Origin of the sequence: Pseudomonas sp. NPDC096917, from assembly GCF_044762555.1 — a bacterium.
Classification (GTDB): domain Bacteria; phylum Pseudomonadota; class Gammaproteobacteria; order Pseudomonadales; family Pseudomonadaceae; genus Aquipseudomonas.
Genome location: NZ_JBIWEO010000010.1, coordinates 87,547 through 104,913 on the forward strand (window position 1 = coordinate 87,547; position 17,367 = coordinate 104,913).

A 17,367-nucleotide genomic window follows, 5' to 3' on the forward strand; every position below is an offset into this window, starting at 1 on the left:
TCGCACTCGATCTGAGCCTCGTCCCTCGTCAGCGACAACAGGGTATTGGGCGTTTTAAGCGGACTTGAAGCGCGCCATCACTTCGGCACGTGCCGGGCTGGTCAGGGTTGCTGCTGCACCGAACTCCAGTGGGCTCAAAGCCTCGGCAGCCGGGTACATGATCGGGTCATTGAGCATCGCCACCGGCAGTAAAGCATCGACTCGCTTGTCGCCGCTCGGGTAGCCGTGGCTCAGCACTTCAAGTGTGTTGTGTTGCGGCTCGAGCAAATAGTTGATGAAGGCGTAGGCCGCATCTTTGTGCTCCGAGCTTTTGGGGATGGCGAAGAAGTCGCTCCACAGTTCGCCGCCTTCCTTGCCCAAGGTGTAATGCATCTGCGGGTTGTCGCGGTGCAGTTGCGAGGCGTCGCCAGTCCACGACATGGCCAGCCAGGCATCGCCGCTGCGCATGGAGGGCTGAATGTCGGAGTTGATCGCAAACAGGTGTGGCTTGACCTCGATCAGCAGTTTTTCGGCATCGGCCAATTCTTTCGGGTCCAGTGAGTTGAAGCTGTAGCCGAAGTTTTTGAGGGCATTGCCGATGGCGGTCAACTGGTAGTCGTGAACCATTGTGCGGCCGCTGGCAGGGCCTTGGGCGGCGGCCCAGAATTCTTTCCAGCTGCTGGGGCCCTCTTTAAGTTTGTCGGTGTCGTATAGCATGCCGGTGGTGCCCCAGTTCTTCGGCACGCCGTAAACCTTGCCGTCCACGGTGCCTTGGGCCATAAACTTCTGCTGGAAGGCCGAGGCGTCGAAATTGGGGATCCGCGACAGGTCCAGCGGCTCGATCAAGCCCAGGTTGACGTAGGTGCTGATGGCGTAGTTGGTCGGTACCAGCACGTCCCAGCCACTGCCACCGGCCTGCAACTTGGCGAGCATTTCTTCGTTGGAGCCAAACACGCTCATCGACACCCGGGCGCCGGTTTTCTTGCCGAAATCGTCGAGGTTTTCCTGGCTGTGGTAGTTCGGCCAGGTCGCCAATGCCAGTCGGTCGCCCAACTGCGGTTGTTCACCGGCGAAGGCGGTTGAGGTCAACAGCCCTGGCATGTGGGTGGCGACCACCGCAGCGGCGACGCCCAGGCCGGTGCGACCCAGAAAGTCGCGCCGGCTGATCGAGCCATTCTGCCAACTGCGCAGGTTTTTGATAAACGTCTTCTGGTCCATAGCGCGCTCCACAGGGTAGTTATTGAAACGAATCGATGATTTACAACGCCATGGCCAAGCCGTTGGCGTGATCCCAGCCGACGCTGACTGCAGCGCCGTGTTCGAATGCAGGGGCGCCTTGGTCTTGCTGGCGCGGCACGCGGACGCAGACCACGCCAAAGGCTTGGGTGCGCACGCGATATTCAGTGGAGTTGCCGAGGTAGATCCGGTCTTCGACGCAGCCTTGCAGCTTCACGTCGCGCCCCAGCTCTGCGTTGGCCCCGGCAATGCTGATCAGCTCCGGGCGCACAGCGATGCACCCGGCAGCATCAGCGCTTAACGCTTTGCCGGTGGGCGTCAGTGGGCTGTTGAGCTCCAGACCTTGTTCGGTGCGCAGCACTACCGAGTTGCCCTGCAGATGGCGCACCGTCCCGTTAAACAGGTTCGATTCGCCGATAAAGTCGGCCACGTAGCGGCTAGCAGGGGCTTCGTAGAGTTGCTCGGGGGTCGCGGTCTGAATGATTGAGCCGTTGTGCATCACGCTGATGCTGTCGCTCATCGACAGGGCTTCTTCCTGATCGTGGGTCACCAGCACAAAGGTGATGCCGACTTCGCGCTGCAGGCGCAGCAATTCGGACTGCATTTCCTTGCGCAACTTGCGGTCCAGTGCGGCCAGTGGTTCGTCGAGCAATAGCACGGTGGGCTTGTTGACCAGCGCCCTGGCCAGGGCTACGCGCTGTTGCTGGCCGCCCGACAGTTCGCTGGGCTTGCGCTGGCCAAAGCCGGTCAGGCGTACCATCTCTAGCGCCTCATCGGCCATGCGCAGTTGGGTTTTCTTGTCGGGGCGCGGGGTGCGATAGCGCAGGCCGTAGGCGATGTTTTGCGCCACCGTGAGGTGCGGGAACAGCGCATAGTGCTGGAACACCATGTTCACCGGCCGTTCAAAGGCAGGAACCCCGGCCACGTTGTGACCGGCCAACATGACTTCGCCGCTGCTCGGTTGTTCGAAGCCTGCGATCATGCGCAACGTAGTGGTTTTACCGCAGCCCGAGCCGCCGAGAAAGGAATGAAACGAGCCGCGGCGCACGGCAAAGTTCAGCCCGTTGACGGCGGTCACCTCGCCATAGCGTTTGACCACATTGCAGAATTCGATGTCGCTAGGCGCGGTGTTGTTATTCACGAGGCGGGCTCCCTTGCAGTGATCAATCAGTGCGTCGGGGGCCAAACTAGCAATCGGGGTTTTGCGGCGTATATATCCCTTGGGGGATAGAGTCGTTTTCAGGTATCAGGATTCGACAACCAGTTCCTGGCCTGTCAAATCCCGGATGAACAGACCTAGCAGCTCAGATTGGCTGCCGATGTTGAGTTTGGCGTAGATGTTCTTGCGATGAATCTTCACCGTGCCGGGGCTGATGCTCAATTGTTCGGCCACCGAGGCGCTGGAGTGGCCGCGCAGCAGCAGTTGCACGATCTCTTGTTCACGGCCAGTGAGAATGTGCGCGCCGAAGTGATCGAAGACTTCGCGGATCTTGAAGTCCAGGTCTTGTGCCGGGCGCGGTGCTTGGGCCTGCCGCAAACGCCAGGCTTCATTGATCACCTGTTCGACTACGGCCTGCGCGCATTCGATCAGTTGCATCTCGTCACGGCTGAACGCGCAACTGGCGGTCGAGCGCATTAACGACAACACCGCCATGGCGCCGTCACCCAGATCCACGAAAAAAGCCACTTCCTCAGCCAATCCGGTTTGCTGGTAATAGGTCAGGTAATACTCACCGAGGTAGAAGTGGTCGGGTGCAAACTGGCGTAGACGCCACAAACCGGGTGCTTGCGCGCGGGTGCAGGCAAGGTAGAACGGGTCCAGCAGGTAAGGCCCGCTCTGGTAGTCATCGACATACACGGCACGCTTGTCAGCCGAAAACGTATCGAACATCGCCAGCGGCCGATGGTTGCCTTCATAGACAAACAGCACAAAGTGATCCACCGGGCAGATTTGCCGTAACCACTGGCTCAAGCCCGCCAAACGCGAATGCCCGGCGGGTAAATCAAGCAAATGGGCAACGCCGGTGGTCCAGAGTTTCAGTTCCTTGGGGCGCATGGTGACTTCTGGCAGGGCAGGGGTGCATTTAGATGCACGAACTGCGCCATGGCTGGCAAAGCCCGGCGGCATTGGGGCGGCTGCCGGGCGAGGGCTGAAAAAGCGCACCGAAACAGGGCGCAGTGTTACGCAGGGCTACACACTCAACTCAGCAGCCGCATACAGAGGCCAACGCTGTTCACTTGAGCGAAAGAGGGCCCTTCAGGCGCGCATGTCCTTTGTCGATCGCCTCGGTGTAAAGCGGCGCGATGCGACCAATAGGCAAAGGCGTGAAGCTGCGGCGGTGCCATTTCTGGCCTCTTCAGGCGCTTCAAATCAAGTGCGGTCCGACATTTATCAACTACAGTTCTTGGCACTTGCTGACAGACACGAGAGGGATCTTCATGACTGCGCTGGATGTTTTCTGGGTCGGGCTGGGGGGCGGCCTGGGTTCGCTGCTTCGGTGGTGGATCGGGCTGCGGGTAGGCCAGTTTTACAAGGGGAAGTTGCCGCTGGGCACGTTTTTGATCAACGTCAGCGGTGCCTTTGTGATCGGCTATTTGAGCATTCTGTTCAGCGTCGACTGGCGTGATCGTTACGGTGATGTGTTGAACGCCGCCGTGCTGACCGGGATTCTGGGCGGCTACACCACCTTCAGCAGCATGCAATTGGACGCCTCCAAACTGGCCGCTATCAAGGACCGCGTGTGGGCAGCCGGTTATTTGATTATTTCCGTGCTGCTGGGGCTGGCCGCTGCGGCATTCGGCGCCTGGCTGGCGCGCTGACAAGGAGCTTGAAACATGCTGAATATGATCATTTTGATTTTTGTCGGCGGGGCGTTTGGGGCCACGTGCCGTGAGTTTGTGATGTTAGCGGTGCCGCGTCTGGCCGATGGCTTTCCCATGGATATTTTTGTCGCCAACATCGTTGCCGCGTTTTTGCTGGGCGTTGCCACGTCGCTGTTCAAGAGCAATCGAATTAACCAGTATGTGCACGTCATGGTCGGGACCGGGATCATGGGCGGCCTTTCGACGTTCTCAAGCTTTGTGTTTGGCGCCGTCGAAATGATGACGGATCCGGGCGGGGTGCTGGTTTCTATCTGCTATCTGGTGGCCAGTCTGGTGATCGGGTTTTTGGCCGTTGAACTGGGGTTGCTGGTGGGGGCCAGGGGTGCGCCGGCTGCGGCTGATGCCCGGTAGGCGCGGGCTTTTACAAGGTCAAACGATCGCGAGTCAAGCTCGCGCCTACAGGGCCTGTGATTGGATCACGTCAAGGGTTAACGAAACCGCTCAAGCATCTGGTAGTACCACATGCCCGCCGCCAGCATCGGGTTGCCAAACACATCACCCATCGGCACGCGAATGTGCTGGCACCCGGCAAAGGTGTCGAATTGCTCCAGTTGACCTGTGATCGCGCGGCCCATGATCTCGCCCATGATGTGCGTGGTGGCGATGCCATGGCCTGAGTAGCCCTGGCAGTACCAGACGTTGTCCGAGAGCTTGCCCAGTTGTGGAATGCGGTTGATCACGATGCCCATCGCGCAACTCCACTGGTAATCGATTTTCACCCCTTTGAGTGCCGGGAAGGTCTGCTCGATGCAGGGCAGCAATTCAGCTGCAATGTCTCGCGAATCTTTGCCGCTATAGTTGGCGCCGCCGCCAAACAGCAGGCGGCCATCGGCGGTCATGCGGTAATAGTCGAGTACAAAGCGGCAGTCATACACCGCCAGGTCTTCGGGGTTCAGTTGCCGGGCCATGTCCCCCAGCGGTTCGGTGGTGACGATCCCGCCCATGGCCGGGAAGATTTTACCCTTGAGTTTGCCAGGCTCCAGCCTGTGATAAACGTCGCCTGCCAGCAGGACCTGATTAGCATCAATGCGCCCATGAGCAGTGCGCACGCCAGGGGTGTCGCCATGGATGATTTCCAGCACTTCGCTGTTTTCAAAAATCAGTGCACCCAGGCTTTCTGCTGCCCGTGCTTCACCGATACACAGGTTGAGCGGGTGCAGGTGCATGTTGCGGGTGTTCTTGATGGCGCCGTGATAGAGATCGCTTTGCAAAATGTCGCGTACTTGACTGCGGTCGAGCAGCGACACCTCGGCCCCCATGCCCCGGTGCACGGCTTCGTCGTAATCCTTGCGCAAACCTGCCATGTGGCTTGGCTTGTAGGCCGCATGCAAGTGGCCGTGTTTCAGGTCGCACTGGATGGCGTATTTCTCGACCCGCCGCTGGATGATGTCGTGCCCGCGCCACCGCAGGTTCCAGATGAAATCATCGACCTGGCTGCCCAGGCGACGGCGCATCTGTTTGCGCATCGCCTCATCGCCCGACAGGCTGCCGGTGACTTGACCACCATTGCGCCCGGTGGCTCCCCAGCCGATTTTGTGGCTCTCGACGATGGCTACTTTCAGGCCTTTTTCTGCCAGCTCAACGGCGGTCGCGACGCCGGTAAATCCGCCACCGATAATCACCACATCGACCCGGTGCTGGCCTTGCAGGAGCGGGTAGCCGGTTTCGTGGTTGAGGGTCGCGGTGTAATACGAGTTGCAGCGTTCAGTCATGGGAGGCTCTGTGATCTTTCTTGTAAGGGGTATGAGGCAGAAAGGGGGCTTTTAGGTGCCCGCACCGGTCCTGCTCATCCACTTCGGCCATGTGCTGACGATATTCGATTTGTGAGGGCCAAATAACCCCCCGACAACGAAGTTTCTGACGTCGCTTGATCAGAACGTGACTTCGCTCACGTGCAACACCCAGGCGATCGCCTGTTTTTTGTCATCCCAGACATAGCGAAAATGTGGGCCCTGCACCGGAATCGAGAGCGCAGGCGGGCGAAAGGCGGCCACGCATTCGTGGCCGTCGAGGCGCACGCTGTTGTAGAGCAAACCCCAGGCCAGCGCTTCGCGGTGCGGCCGGGCAAAGGCTTGCGCGGCGCCGTAGCCGGCGGGCGAAGGTTGATGCACCAGGGGGTTGTCGCGCACATCAATCATCGGCTGGAGCACCTGGTTGATGTAGGTGCGCAGGGTGATCTCGATGCTTGCTTCCTGGGTGGCTCGCCAGAATTGCTCCTGATGGAAACAGGTTTCGGCTATGGCTGCCTCGACGCTGCTGGCGCAGTAGTACACACCATAACTGCCATCGGTAAAGCGACTGGCGCGGCCAATATGGGTAAAGGCGGCCATGATTGGGGTTGAGCCTTCACCACACAGGCGGTCTTCGGGGCGCACCCGGTTCAGCACCCCGGCCTGGTCGCGCAGGCGGTCATTGGTCAGGCTTTCTAGGACGAAGGCGAGGTCCAGGTCGTCGGGGTTCAGGGTGTCTTCAAACACCGATACCGGCGGGAACGCACTGTTGATGATGCGATAGGCGTTGCTCCATTCGGGAAGCACGACTGGCCTGGAGGTGTCTGGCATCAGCCGCGCACCCCGTCCAGATAGCGCCGCACATCCGCGAGGTCGACCACCTGGCCCGCGAGCATATAGCTCAACGCACTCTGGCCATTGAAAGGCGCTGCGGTGTTGGCCTTGTGTACCCACTCGTAGGCGCGCTCGGGCTGATTGCTGAACAGGATGCGCAATGCTTTGTGTACGCCCATCAGGTATGAAATGCGCTCAAGAGTGTCGTGAGGCAGGCGCACATTCGGTAGTTTTTTGTACTTGAAGTACGTGGTATTGCCGATTGAGCCAAGCAGGGTGCATTGCTGGTCTTTGGTGCAGCCCCAGTGCTCCATTAAATTGAAGAAGAATGTCAGGGCCACACGGCCCGCATCACCACTGGTGATGTCGGGCTGAGTGTGTTGGGCGACTAACTGCATGGTGACCTCCAGGGCGCTAATACTTAAGAGCGTACACCGCATCTGGATAATTACAACAAATGTATCCGCATATGAACTTTGCGCGATGTGACTTCACGGCGTGGGCAATGACTTGGCCCGATTCATACAGCGCTGGCGACGTTCATCAACGCGCTGGGCGAACCAGGCGGTGGTCAGGTTACGGGTGATCTTCGGGCTTTGCAGGGTAATGCCCGGCAATACCGCGCGGGGCAGGGGTTTGCCTTGTTGGCGATCTGCGAGCGCAAACACTTTGCGATACACCTCAGTGTGTTCAAACGCCAGACTGTCGCCTTTGAGCAATTGCTGCCTGATCTGGTTATTGCTCAAGCCCAACTGTTTGCCCAACGTGCGCACGGCGCGTTCGGTCGAGCCCACGGCGTAAGAATCGGGGATCGTCACATCACCATCCAGTACCAGCACAACGCCTGAAACCTGGCTGACGGCATTCTGAAACGCGGCATTGCGACTGGCGTACCAGCCCGCATTAAAGTCGGCAAAGCGATACAACGATTGTGTGTAGTCGGCGCGATAGCCGAGCAAATGGGCGGTACCGAAATACATGCCGCCTCGACGGGTAAAGACTTCCTGGCGGATCGTGCCTGGTATGGGGTACGGATAATCCTTCGCGTGTTTCTCGGCAAACGCGATGCTGACCTGCATCGGGCCGCCGGTATGTACCGGATTCAGGCTGCCAAACAGGTTTTTACCCAGCGGCACCATGCCGATAAAGTCATCAAAAATGGCACTCAACTGGCCTTCGGTTCGAGCAGTATCGAGGCGCTGGTTATAGGTTTTGCCATTCGGCGAGGTGATGTTCAGCGCACTGCGAACCATAAATTCAGGGATGTGCAGCTTAGCCGCGCGGCGATTGATTTCGCTGCGGGCAATTTTTGCCAGGTTTGGCACCGGCGGGTCGGCCTGAAACGTCGACTCCTGTTCGGTGACGGCCAGCACCGCACACAGGTTTTCGTCGCTGGGCTCAAGTTGTTGCGCGGCAAAGGCGGTGTAAATATCGGTGGCCCAACCCTGTCGATCCTGGAGCTGGGCGGGCAGCAGTTGCATGAGGCGTGCACGGGCCTGTTCAGGCGTACGGCTCGGTAAGGTCTGAGTGCTTTTGCTGCTGCAGCCGGCGATCGCAATGAGTAGAGAAAGCGCTAAAAGCCGCATGAAGAATCGATTCACTTGCGCTTAACTCCCAAAAAATAGTGCTGCATGTAAAGGACTTAGTCGTCTCGAGTCAGCACTTCCAGCAGTTCGATCTCAAAGGTGAGGTCGGAGTTCGGTGTGATGTGCGCGCCCATGCTTCTTTCACCATAGGCCAAGTGTGCAGGGACTTGCAGTGTGCGTTTACCGCCGACTTTCATGCCCATGAGTCCCAGGTCCCAACCCTTGATCACGCGACCGCTGCCAATCACGCACTGGAAGGGCTTGCCACGCTCAAACGAGGAGTCGAATACCGTGCCATCTGCGAGCCAGCCGGTGTACTGCGTGGTGATCAGCGCGCCTTTGACACAGGCTTTGCCTTCGCCCAGTACAAGGTCGGTGATCTGGAGTTCGTTAGTCATGGGGCTGCACTCACAAAGCTGAAAAGAGGGGCATCACTGCACAAGCTGGCTGGCCAGCGCTACAGGCGGCACATTTTACAGACCGACCTTAGGGATGCAATCGCTGGCCAGCCAGCTCCCATCGCTGTTTCAGCGCCAGTCAGACGCGCGGCTTGTCATTTTTTCAGGCAGCCAAAGCCTTTAAAACAGAGGGTCTCGGGAGCTTGTTAATGAGGCTGGATGTCAATTGCGCTTTACTATCATTTGAGAATGGTTACTATTGCAGCCCTGGCAGCGCCGGGGAAAGCTAAGCGATGTGGGGCATTTGGATAGCCCTGCCGCCAGTCACTCCAGCGTTTTGCCTGCTGAGCACACTCCATTGTTAAGGGATCAATTGGACATGTCGTCTCGATTCAAACGCAGTCAATTCTCACTGGCTATCATGGCCGCACTCGCTTCACCGACCTTGCTCGCCGATGCGCTGGAGCGCGAACGCGATGAGGTGCCCGTCGAGGCCAGCGACTTACCGGTGGATGGCAGCAAGCAAGCGCTGCAACTGGAAGAAACCCGCGTGTTGGGCACCGCCGCTGAAGAGCTGAAGCAAGCGCCGGGTGTATCGATCATCACTGCCGAGGACATTAAAAAACGTCCACCCGCCAATGATCTTTCCGACATTATCCGTCGCGAACCGGGGGTCAACCTCACCGGTAACAGTTCCAGTGGCGCTCGCGGCAACAACCGCCAGATTGACTTGCGCGGCATGGGCCCGGAAAACACCTTGATCCTGATCGACGGCAAGCCGTCCTCTTCGCGTAACGCTCAGCGGTATGGCTGGAGCGGCGACCGTGACACCCGCGGTGAAACCAACTGGGTCCCGGCCGAAGAAGTCGAACGTATCGAAATTCTGCGTGGCCCGGCGGCCGCTCGTTATGGCTCTGGCGCGATGGGCGGGGTGGTCAACATCATCACCAAACGCCCAACCGACCAACTTCACGGCTCGTTGACCGCTTATTACCTGTCACCGGAAGATGATTCGGAAGGCATCAGCAAGCGCACCAACTTCAACCTCAGCGGCCCTATCACCGACGACCTGGTGTTCCGCGTGTACGGCGGCCTGAGCAAGACCGACGCCGACGATGCCACCATCAACACGGCCCAGCAGGCGTATGCCGACAGCGTCGTGGCGGGGCGAGAGGGTGTGCGTAACAAAGACGTGAACGGTTTGCTGAGCTGGCAGTTCACCCCCGAGCAAACGCTCGACCTGGAAGCCAGCTACAGCCGCCAGGGCAATATCTTTGCCGGCGATACCATGCTCAACAGCGGGGGCGACTTCGTTAACAGCCTGTACGGCAAGGAAACCAGCGTTCTGCAACGCAGCACCTTCTCGGCGACCCACAATGGCTCGTTTGACTGGGGTTCAACCACCGCCTCGCTGACCCACGACCTGACCCGTAACTCGCGCCTCAACGAAGGACTGGCGGGGTATGGCGAAGGTGCTCCATCAGAAAGCGCTGGCAGCTTCGAGTCACGCTTGCGCAATACTCGCGCCAAAGCTGAGGTCAACCTGCCGCTGGACGTTTACACCCATCAGGTCCTGACCCTGGGCGGCGAATACCTGTACGAGTCGCTCAACGATCCGGGTTCGCTGCGTCCACAAAGCTGGGATCCGGGCGCCGATGGCACGCCAGGTATTCCTGGAACAGACCGCACCCAAACCAAATCCACCGCCAACAGCTACGCGTTTTATGTTGAGGATAATCTCGAAGTCGGGGCCAAAACCATCGTTACGCCGGGCTTGCGCTTCGACCACCACAACGAGTTTGGCGGCAACTGGAGCCCAAGCCTCAACGCTTCGCACCAGATCACGGACGAATTGAGCATCAAGGGCGGTATTGCCCGGGCTTACAAAACGCCGAATCTGTACCAGTCCAACCCCAACTACCTGTTGTACAGCCGTGGCGCGGGTTGCAGCTCGGTTGAGGTCAATATCGGTGGCTGCTATCTGGTGGGTAACCCCGATTTGAAGCCTGAAATCAGCATTAACAAAGAGATTGGCCTGGCGTTCGACAAAGGCACGTGGCGCACCAGCGGTACGTACTTTCGTAACGACTACCAAAACAAAATCAATGCCAGCAACGAATCGGCCTTCCGCCTGCCCAACGGGCGCCGCGTGTTGCAGTGGGAAAACAGTGGCAAGGCCATCGTTCAAGGGGTTGAAGGTAACCTGTTCGTCAGTTTGCGCAACGATTTGGACTGGAATACCAACCTGACCTACATGATCGAAAGCAAAGACAAGGAAACCGGCGAACCGCTGAGCATCATCCCCAAATACACACTCAACACCACGCTGGACTGGTACGCCACCGAGCAGCTGTCGTTCCAGGTCAACGGCACTTACTACGGCGAGCAAAAAGCGCCGAAGTACAACATGCGTGCCAACGAAGCGCTGGACAAGTCGGTGCAACAGTCGGTTGACCCATACGGTCTGGTGGGTTTGAGCAGCGGTTATGAGTTCAATAAAAACTTCAGCGTGCGGGTGGGCATCAACAACCTGTTCGACAAGCAGTTGTACCGCAAGGGCAACGCTGACGAGGCCGGTGCCCAGACCTATAACGAGGCAGGCCGCGCCTACTTTGCCTCGGTGACCTCTTCGTTCTGATAACCAACGCGGCCTGACCGCCGAGATGGTGCAGGCATTTACAGGCGCGACATCCCGTTATAACGGGTGTCGCGCCGTTGTCGCATGTGGCGTTGGCAAAACGTGGCTGATGCTATTTAAGGATTGATCCGATGAAACACACAACGCCGGCCTGGATGCCGATTCTGTCTCGCACTCTGGCCGCGATGGTTGGCGGCTATGTGTTCACCTATGCCTTTACGGCGGCGCTGGCGCAGCTGTTGCCGCTGGACAACGTCGACTCGCTGCTCGTCGCCAGCCTGTTGTCATTCGCGATCTACACCTGCGCCATTTTGTGGGCCTTTATCGCTCGCCATCAGTGGTCGGCGTGGATGGGCGCCGTGCTGGCGGTGCCCCTGGCCGCGATTGGTTTTTGGCCGCATATGCTGGAGCGCCTCGGATGAAACAGACCTTGACCCAATCCATGGCGTGGTTGCACACCTGGGGCGGACTGATTGTTGGCTGGTTGCTGTTCGTGATCTTCCTGACCGGCAGCCTGGCAGTGTTCGATCAAGAGATCGACAACTGGATGCACCCTGAGTTGCCCGGTCACTCATTGACCGATGAGCAGGCGGTTGAGCGTGCACTGGGCTATTTGCGTGAGCACAAACCAGATGCCAAACAATGGGGCATCAGCTTGCCGTATGAGCGTTCGCCAGAATTACAGGCTTCAACGGGCGGGCGCCGTGACGGGGTTTCGGTAACGCTGGACCCAAACACCGGGGACGTACTGCCGGTGCGCGAGACAGCCGGGGGGCGGTTCTTTTTTCTGTTCCACTTCACCTTGCACATGCCGCGCATGATCGGGATTTATCTGGTGGGTGCGCTGGCCATGGGCATGCTGGCGGCCTTGATCAGCGGCATTGTGATTCACAAAAAATTCTTCAAGGAGTTCTTCACCTTTCGGCCTGCCAAAGGCCAGCGTTCATGGCTCGACGCCCACAACGCCAGCGCCGTGCTGTTGCTGCCGTTTCATTTGATGATCACCTACAGCGGGCTGGCGATTTTCTTGGTGATTTACATGCCCGCGGCCATGGATGCGCTGTTTGATGGCGACCGTGAGGCGTTTTTCAACGCTCAGGACACGACCCCGGTCGTCCGTGAAGTCAAACGTGCGGCGAGCGTCGAACCGGCACCGCTGGTGGCCATCGGGCCGTTGCTGGCCCACGCTCGGGAAGTCATGGGGCCGTTGGGTGGCGTTAGCATCAGCAACCCCGGCCAGAGCAATGCCCAGATTCAGATTCGCCCGATCCTGGGCAACCGGATTGCCTTGGTCAAAGGGGGAGGTATGCGCTTTGACGGGGTCACGGGCGAGCAATTGTCCGGGCCCACCGACATGCGAGCCAGCGTACTCACTCATCGGGTGATCTCCGGTATGCACTTTGCCCAGTTTGGTGGTTATCCGATGCGTTGGGTGTACTTCATGTGTGGCCTGATCAGCAGCGCCATGATTGCCAGCGGGCTGGTGTTGTTCACGGTCAAACGGCGTCGCAAATACGCCAGTGAAAACCGGGCCGCCCAAGTGCTCTACCGTTTGGTCGAGGCGATCAACGTCGCCGTAATGGCCGGTTTGAGCGTGGCGTGCATCGGTTTGTTGTGGGGCAACCGCCTGTTGCCGGTGAACATGGCCGAACGTGCTGACGCCGAACTCAACGTGTTCTTTGGCCTGTGGGCCTTGAGCTTCGTGCATGCCGTGCTGCGCCCGCGCATGCAGGCCTGGCGTGAACAATTGGGTCTGGCCGCAGTGATGTGCCTGAGCTTGCCGCTGCTGAGTCTGCTCACCGTCAAACAGCCTTGGGGGGGACACAGCAGCCTGGGGGTGGAGTTAACCGCCATGGTGCTGGGTGGGCTGTTGTTGTGGGCGTGCTGGAAAGTCTCGCAACCGGTGGTCGAGCGGGTGCCGCGCAAAAAAGCCGCTGTTATGGCCGAGGTGAATTGAGATGCTGGCGGACTATTTTGCGGCGTGGGCCTTTGCCTACATCGGCATGCTTGCGTTGTGTCAAGGGTTGGAGCGCCATTACAAACAGGTGTGGAACAAAGCGCCGTCAACTGGCCTGCGACGTACCCTGCGCGCAGTAGGGTGGTTGAGTCTGGCCTTGAGCTTGCACTTTTGCGCCCAGGCCTGGGGATGGGCGATGGGCCCGATCGGCTGGTTTGGACTGATATCGCTCAGTGGTTATGGGCTGCTGATGGTATTGCCCTATCGCTCACGCCTGGCCATCTGGCTACCCGTGGCTTTTGCCCCGGTGTGGGTGATGATCACAACATTGGCATAGCGGCCCTTGCAGGAGCGAGCTTGCCTCGCGATCTTTTGATCTCTTAAAAGATCGCGAGGCCCGCTCGCACCTACAGGGGATTTGCCTTCTTAAGCTAATTCAACCTCTGCGTGAACCGTCTTCAAACTACTGGCCTGCAACAACTCTTGGGTATACGCCTGCTGCGGGTTGTCAAAGATCGACTGCGCATCACCTTGTTCCACCACTTTGCCATCCTTGATCACGATCATGTCATGGGCCAGGGCGTGCACCACTGCCAGGTCATGGCTGATAAACAGGTAGGTCAGACCATGCCGGGCTTGCAAGTCGCGCAGCAAATCCACCACTTGTTTTTGCACGGTGCGGTCCAGCGCCGAGGTGGGTTCGTCGAGCAATATCAACTCGGGTTCCATGATCAGCGCCCGGGCGATGGATATACGCTGGCGCTGCCCACCCGAGAATTCGTGCGGGTAACGATGCCGACTTTCGGGGTCGAGCCCGACTTCTTGGAGTACGCGAATCACCGCTTCTTCACGCTCTTGCACGGTGCCGATGTCGTGGGCCAGCAGGCCTTCGCTGATGATCTGTTGCACCGACATGCGCGGGCTCAGGCTGCCGAACGGGTCCTGGAACACCACCTGCATTTGTCGCCGCAACGGGCGCAACAGGTCCTGGCTTAACAGGTTGAGCTGTTTGTTGCCAAAGCGAATATCACCCTGCGAATCCACCAGCCGCAATATCGCCTGGCCGAGGGTCGATTTGCCTGAGCCGGACTCGCCCACAATGCCCAGGGTCTTGCCTTTTTTGAGCTCAAAGCTGACCCCGTCCACGGCCTTTATGTACTGCCGCTCGCGGCTGAACAACGGCTTGGGCAGGGGGAACCAGACTTTCAGGTTGTCGACTTCCAACAGGTTATGCCGGTAGTCGCAAGGCACCGGGCTGCCGCTGGGTTCGGCTTCGATCAGCATGCGGCTGTAGGGGTGCCGCGGGGAGCGAAACAGGTCTTCGCAACTGGCTTGCTCGACGATCTCGCCCCCGCGCATCACGCACACGCGCTGGGCGATTTTGCGCACCAGGTTGAGATCGTGGCTGATCAGCAACAACGACATGCCGAGGCGCTGTTGCAGGTCGATCAGCAGTTCGAGGATTTTTTGCTGCACGGTCACGTCCAGTGCCGTGGTCGGCTCGTCAGCGATCAACAGTTCAGGTTCGTTGGCCAGCGCCATGGCGATCATTACCCGTTGGCGTTGGCCACCGGACAGTTGATGTGGGTAGGCATTTAGGCGCTTCTCGGGGTCACGAATGCCCACCAGATTCAGCAACTCCAGCGTACGTTCACGGGCGGCGCGGTTTTTCAGGCCCTTGTGGGTGACGAGGATTTCGCTGATTTGCTTTTGCACGGTGTGCAGCGGGTTAAGCGAGGTCATCGGCTCTTGAAAAATCATCGCGATGCGGTTGCCGCGCAGGCTGCGCAACTGGCTGTCGCTGGCGTTGACCAGGTCAGTGCCGTCATAGCGAATACTGCCTTGGGTCTGCACGTCTTTGCCGGGCAACAGGCGCAGGATCGAGTGGGCGGTCACGGATTTGCCCGAGCCTGATTCACCCACGAGCGCCAGGCATTCGCCACGGCGGATGTCGAGGTTGAGCCCGTGCACGACTTCTCGCCCGCCGAAACCAACGCGCAAATTACGTATTTCAATCAGTGTGTCGTTCATGTCAGCTCCGAGGATCAAAGGCATCGCGGCAGGCTTCGCCGATAAACACCAGTAGCGACAAAATCAATGCCAGGGCACAGAACGCCGTCAGGCCCAGCCACGGGGCTTGCAGGTTGCGTTTGGCCTGACCGATCAGTTCACCCAGCGAGGCGGTGCCCGGCGGCATGCCGAAGCCCAGAAAATCGAGGGCGGTGAGCGTGGCAATCGCGCCGGTCAAAATGAACGGCAAGTAGGTCAGGGTTGACGTCATGGCATTGGGCAGAATGTGCCGACGCATCAGTGCACCATTGGTCAGGCCCAATGCCCGAGCGGCTTTTACGTATTCCAGGTTGCGCCCGCGCAAGAACTCGGCACGCACTACGTCCACCAGCGCCAGCCAGCTGAACAGCGCCATGATCCCCAGCAACCACCAAAAACTGGGGGCCACGAACCCGGACAAAATGATCAGCAAATACAGCACCGGCAGCCCGGCCCAGACTTCTTGCACGCGCTGGCCGATCAGGTCCACCAGCCCGCCATAAAACCCCTGAAAGGCCCCGGCAGTGATGCCCACCAACGCGCTGATGGCGGTCAGGATCAAGGCAAACAGGATGGAAATCCGTGCGCCAAAAATCACCCGTGCCAGCACGTCGCGCGCCTGTTCATCGGTGCCCAGCCAGTTGTTGGTACTGGGCGGGCTGGGGGAGGGCACCTTGAGGTCGTAATTGACGGTGTCGTAGCTGAACGGAATAGGAGCGAAGAGCATCCAGCCGCCCTGTTCAGCAATCAGCTTGCGCACGTAGTCGCTGCTGTAGTCGGGCTCGAAGGGCAGTTCGCCGCCGAAGTCGGTTTCGGTGTAGTGGGACACAATCGGAAAGTACCAATGGTCTTTGTAGTGCACCGCCAGTGGCTTGTCGTTGGCGATCAGTTCGCCGCCCAGGCACAGCACAAACAGGCCGACAAACAGCCACAACGACCACCAGCCACGACGATTGGCCTTGAAGTGGGCGAGGCGACGACGGCCCAGAGGAGAGAGGGTAAACATCAGGCAGTCCTCGCCGAGAAATCGATACGGGGGTCGAGCAGGGTGTAGGCAATGTCGCCGATCAGTTTGATCAGCAGCCCGAACAGGGTGAACAGGAACAACGTGCCGAACACCACCGGGTAGTCGCGCGATACGGCCGCCTCGTAACTCATGCGGCCGATGCCGTCGAGGTTGAAAATGGTCTCGATCAGCAGGGAACCGGCGAAGAATACCTCGATCAGCGCCTGGGGAATTCCGGCCACCACCAGCAACATGGCGTTGCGCAACACGTGCCCGTACAGCACCCGTTGTTCGGTCAGGCCCTTGGCCCGTGCGGTGACCACGTACTGACGGCTGATCTCGTTGAGGAAGCTGTTTTTGGTGAGGATGGTCAACGTGGCGAAGCCGCCAATGACCAGAGCGCTGACCGGCAACACCATGTGCCACAGGTAGTCTGCGATTTTTCCGAAAAAACTCAGACTGTCGAAGTCATCCGACACCAGCCCCTGAATCGGAAACCAGCTCACATAACTGCCGCCTGCGAACACCACGATCAGCAAAATGGCGAACAGAAACGCGGGCATGGCATAGCCAATGATGATGGCGGTGCTGGTCCACATATCAAACGCGCTGCCGTTGTGAATGGCCTTGCGGATACCCAGCGGGATCGAGATCAGGTAGGTGATGAGGGTGGCCCAGAACCCCAGCGAAATGGTTACCGGCAGCTTTTGCAGAATCAGGTCAGTGACCGAGGAACCGCGAAAGAAACTGTTGCCAAAATCCAGTTGCGCGTAGTTCTTGAGCATCAGCCACAAGCGCTCATGCATGGGTTTGTCGAAACCGTAGTGCTTGGTGATTTCCTCGATCAGCGCCGGGTCCAGGCCGCGGCTGCTGCGGCTGGCCCCGGAGCCCCCGGCGGCCATTTCACCGCCGCCACCGCCGACCGAGCCGCCGCTGAACCCCTGCAAACGGGCAATGGCTTGATCCACCGGGCCACCGGGGGCGGCCTGCACAATCAAAAAGTTGACCACCAGGATGCACAGCAGGGTGGGGATGATGAGCAATAAGCGACGACTGATGTAATGCAGCATC

At 59.0% G+C, this 17,367-nt stretch carries 17 protein-coding genes; 6 read left to right on the top strand and 11 right to left on the bottom strand.

Annotation, left to right across the window (positions count from 1 at the left end; genetic code table 11):
* Positions 1-54: 54 nt before the first annotated feature.
* The 3 genes from ACIQYF_RS13465 to ACIQYF_RS13475 form a co-directional block, all read right to left on the bottom strand.
* A complete protein-coding gene (locus tag ACIQYF_RS13465; protein WP_402862185.1) occupies positions 55-1,197 on the bottom strand; it encodes a PotD/PotF family extracellular solute-binding protein in 1,143 nt (380 codons plus the stop codon).
* 40 nt (positions 1,198-1,237) lie between these two features.
* Positions 1,238-2,356: an ABC transporter ATP-binding protein gene (locus ACIQYF_RS13470; RefSeq protein WP_402862188.1), complete on the bottom strand. Its 1,119-nt coding sequence runs from the start codon at positions 2,354-2,356 to the stop codon at positions 1,238-1,240.
* Positions 2,357-2,461: 105 nt separating this feature from the next.
* Complete coding sequence (locus ACIQYF_RS13475; protein WP_402862191.1) at positions 2,462-3,271, bottom strand: response regulator transcription factor; 810 nt, start codon at positions 3,269-3,271, stop codon at positions 2,462-2,464.
* Between the two features lie 383 nt (positions 3,272-3,654).
* Between ACIQYF_RS13475 and crcB (ACIQYF_RS13480) the strand changes: the two genes are divergently transcribed.
* Positions 3,655-4,035: a fluoride efflux transporter CrcB gene (gene crcB / locus ACIQYF_RS13480; RefSeq protein WP_402862194.1), complete on the top strand. Its 381-nt coding sequence runs from the start codon at positions 3,655-3,657 to the stop codon at positions 4,033-4,035.
* Positions 4,036-4,050: 15 nt separating this feature from the next.
* Positions 4,051-4,449 carry a fluoride efflux transporter CrcB gene (gene crcB / locus ACIQYF_RS13485; RefSeq protein ID WP_402862197.1) on the top strand — a complete coding sequence of 133 codons (399 nt, stop codon included), beginning with the start codon at positions 4,051-4,053 and terminating at the stop codon, positions 4,447-4,449.
* Between the two features lie 77 nt (positions 4,450-4,526).
* Here the strand turns inward: crcB (ACIQYF_RS13485) and ACIQYF_RS13490 are convergent, their stop codons facing one another.
* The 5 genes from ACIQYF_RS13490 to ACIQYF_RS13510 form a co-directional block, all read right to left on the bottom strand.
* A complete protein-coding gene (locus tag ACIQYF_RS13490; RefSeq protein WP_402862200.1) occupies positions 4,527-5,810 on the bottom strand; it encodes an NAD(P)/FAD-dependent oxidoreductase in 1,284 nt (427 codons plus the stop codon).
* 159 nt (positions 5,811-5,969) lie between these two features.
* A complete protein-coding gene (locus ACIQYF_RS13495) occupies positions 5,970-6,659 on the bottom strand; it encodes an RES family NAD+ phosphorylase (protein ID WP_402862203.1) in 690 nt (229 codons plus the stop codon).
* Positions 6,659-7,060: an antitoxin Xre-like helix-turn-helix domain-containing protein gene (locus ACIQYF_RS13500; protein WP_402862206.1), complete on the bottom strand. Its 402-nt coding sequence runs from the start codon at positions 7,058-7,060 to the stop codon at positions 6,659-6,661. Before ACIQYF_RS13500 ends, ACIQYF_RS13495 begins: the two co-directional genes overlap by 1 nt.
* A 93-nt stretch (positions 7,061-7,153) precedes the next feature.
* On the bottom strand, positions 7,154-8,248 hold the full coding sequence (locus ACIQYF_RS13505) for a DUF1615 domain-containing protein (protein ID WP_402862209.1): 1,095 nt from the start codon (positions 8,246-8,248) through the stop codon (positions 7,154-7,156).
* Between the two features lie 56 nt (positions 8,249-8,304).
* Entirely contained in the window at positions 8,305-8,646 is a 342-nt protein-coding gene (locus ACIQYF_RS13510) for an FKBP-type peptidyl-prolyl cis-trans isomerase (protein WP_402862212.1), read from the bottom strand.
* A 379-nt stretch (positions 8,647-9,025) separates the two neighbouring features.
* On the opposite strand from ACIQYF_RS13510, the gene ACIQYF_RS13515 reads away from it, so the two are divergent.
* The 4 genes from ACIQYF_RS13515 (at position 9,026) to ACIQYF_RS13530 (ending at position 13,578) form a co-directional block, all read left to right on the top strand.
* Positions 9,026-11,284, top strand: coding sequence for a TonB-dependent siderophore receptor (locus ACIQYF_RS13515; RefSeq protein ID WP_402862215.1), 2,259 nt, complete (start codon positions 9,026-9,028; stop codon positions 11,282-11,284).
* 131 nt (positions 11,285-11,415) lie between these two features.
* Entirely contained in the window at positions 11,416-11,706 is a 291-nt protein-coding gene (locus tag ACIQYF_RS13520; protein WP_402862218.1) for an iron transporter, read from the top strand.
* Positions 11,703-13,241: a PepSY-associated TM helix domain-containing protein gene (locus ACIQYF_RS13525; protein ID WP_402862221.1), complete on the top strand. Its 1,539-nt coding sequence runs from the start codon at positions 11,703-11,705 to the stop codon at positions 13,239-13,241. Before ACIQYF_RS13520 ends, ACIQYF_RS13525 begins: the two co-directional genes overlap by 4 nt.
* 1 nt (position 13,242) lies before the next feature.
* On the top strand, positions 13,243-13,578 hold the full coding sequence (locus ACIQYF_RS13530) for a DUF3325 domain-containing protein (protein ID WP_402862224.1): 336 nt from the start codon (positions 13,243-13,245) through the stop codon (positions 13,576-13,578).
* An 89-nt stretch (positions 13,579-13,667) separates the two neighbouring features.
* Here ACIQYF_RS13530 and ACIQYF_RS13535 read toward each other — a convergent pair whose 3' ends face one another.
* Genes ACIQYF_RS13535 through ACIQYF_RS13545 form a run of 3 tightly spaced genes read right to left on the bottom strand, consistent with a single transcriptional unit; the run spans position 13,668 to position 17,366 of the window.
* On the bottom strand, positions 13,668-15,272 hold the full coding sequence (locus ACIQYF_RS13535) for an ABC transporter ATP-binding protein (protein WP_402862227.1): 1,605 nt from the start codon (positions 15,270-15,272) through the stop codon (positions 13,668-13,670).
* A gap of 1 nt (position 15,273) precedes the next feature.
* Positions 15,274-16,296 (bottom strand): ABC transporter permease, encoded by a 1,023-nt coding sequence (locus ACIQYF_RS13540; protein WP_402862230.1) that lies wholly within the window; start codon positions 16,294-16,296, stop codon positions 15,274-15,276.
* The gene (locus ACIQYF_RS13545; RefSeq protein ID WP_402862233.1) at positions 16,296-17,366 is read right to left on the bottom strand and encodes a microcin C ABC transporter permease YejB; all 1,071 of its coding nucleotides are present in this window, start codon (positions 17,364-17,366) and stop codon (positions 16,296-16,298) included. Before ACIQYF_RS13545 ends, ACIQYF_RS13540 begins: the two co-directional genes overlap by 1 nt.
* Position 17,367 lies beyond the last annotated feature (1 nt).

Excerpts from the sequence above, each read along its gene's own strand:
- ACIQYF_RS13515 (WP_402862215.1), top strand. The coding sequence starts at position 9,026 with ATGTCGTCTCGATTCAAACGCAGTCAATTCTCACTGGCTATCATGGCC.
- ACIQYF_RS13525 (WP_402862221.1), top strand. The coding sequence starts at position 11,703 with ATGAAACAGACCTTGACCCAATCCATGGCGTGGTTGCACACCTGGGGC.
- ACIQYF_RS13505 (WP_402862209.1), bottom strand. The coding sequence starts at position 8,248 with ATGCGGCTTTTAGCGCTTTCTCTACTCATTGCGATCGCCGGCTGCAGC.
- ACIQYF_RS13475 (WP_402862191.1), bottom strand. The coding sequence starts at position 3,271 with ATGCGCCCCAAGGAACTGAAACTCTGGACCACCGGCGTTGCCCATTTG.
- ACIQYF_RS13545 (WP_402862233.1), bottom strand. The coding sequence starts at position 17,366 with ATGCTGCATTACATCAGTCGTCGCTTATTGCTCATCATCCCCACCCTG.
- ACIQYF_RS13530 (WP_402862224.1), top strand. The coding sequence starts at position 13,243 with ATGCTGGCGGACTATTTTGCGGCGTGGGCCTTTGCCTACATCGGCATG.
- crcB (WP_402862194.1), top strand. The coding sequence starts at position 3,655 with ATGACTGCGCTGGATGTTTTCTGGGTCGGGCTGGGGGGCGGCCTGGGT.
- crcB (WP_402862197.1), top strand. The coding sequence starts at position 4,051 with ATGCTGAATATGATCATTTTGATTTTTGTCGGCGGGGCGTTTGGGGCC.
- ACIQYF_RS13540 (WP_402862230.1), bottom strand. The coding sequence starts at position 16,296 with ATGTTTACCCTCTCTCCTCTGGGCCGTCGTCGCCTCGCCCACTTCAAG.
- ACIQYF_RS13510 (WP_402862212.1), bottom strand. The coding sequence starts at position 8,646 with ATGACTAACGAACTCCAGATCACCGACCTTGTACTGGGCGAAGGCAAA.
- ACIQYF_RS13520 (WP_402862218.1), top strand. The coding sequence starts at position 11,416 with ATGAAACACACAACGCCGGCCTGGATGCCGATTCTGTCTCGCACTCTG.
- ACIQYF_RS13490 (WP_402862200.1), bottom strand. The coding sequence starts at position 5,810 with ATGACTGAACGCTGCAACTCGTATTACACCGCGACCCTCAACCACGAA.
- ACIQYF_RS13535 (WP_402862227.1), bottom strand. The coding sequence starts at position 15,272 with ATGAACGACACACTGATTGAAATACGTAATTTGCGCGTTGGTTTCGGC.
- ACIQYF_RS13500 (WP_402862206.1), bottom strand. The coding sequence starts at position 7,060 with ATGCAGTTAGTCGCCCAACACACTCAGCCCGACATCACCAGTGGTGAT.
- ACIQYF_RS13495 (WP_402862203.1), bottom strand. The coding sequence starts at position 6,659 with ATGCCAGACACCTCCAGGCCAGTCGTGCTTCCCGAATGGAGCAACGCC.
- ACIQYF_RS13465 (WP_402862185.1), bottom strand. The coding sequence starts at position 1,197 with ATGGACCAGAAGACGTTTATCAAAAACCTGCGCAGTTGGCAGAATGGC.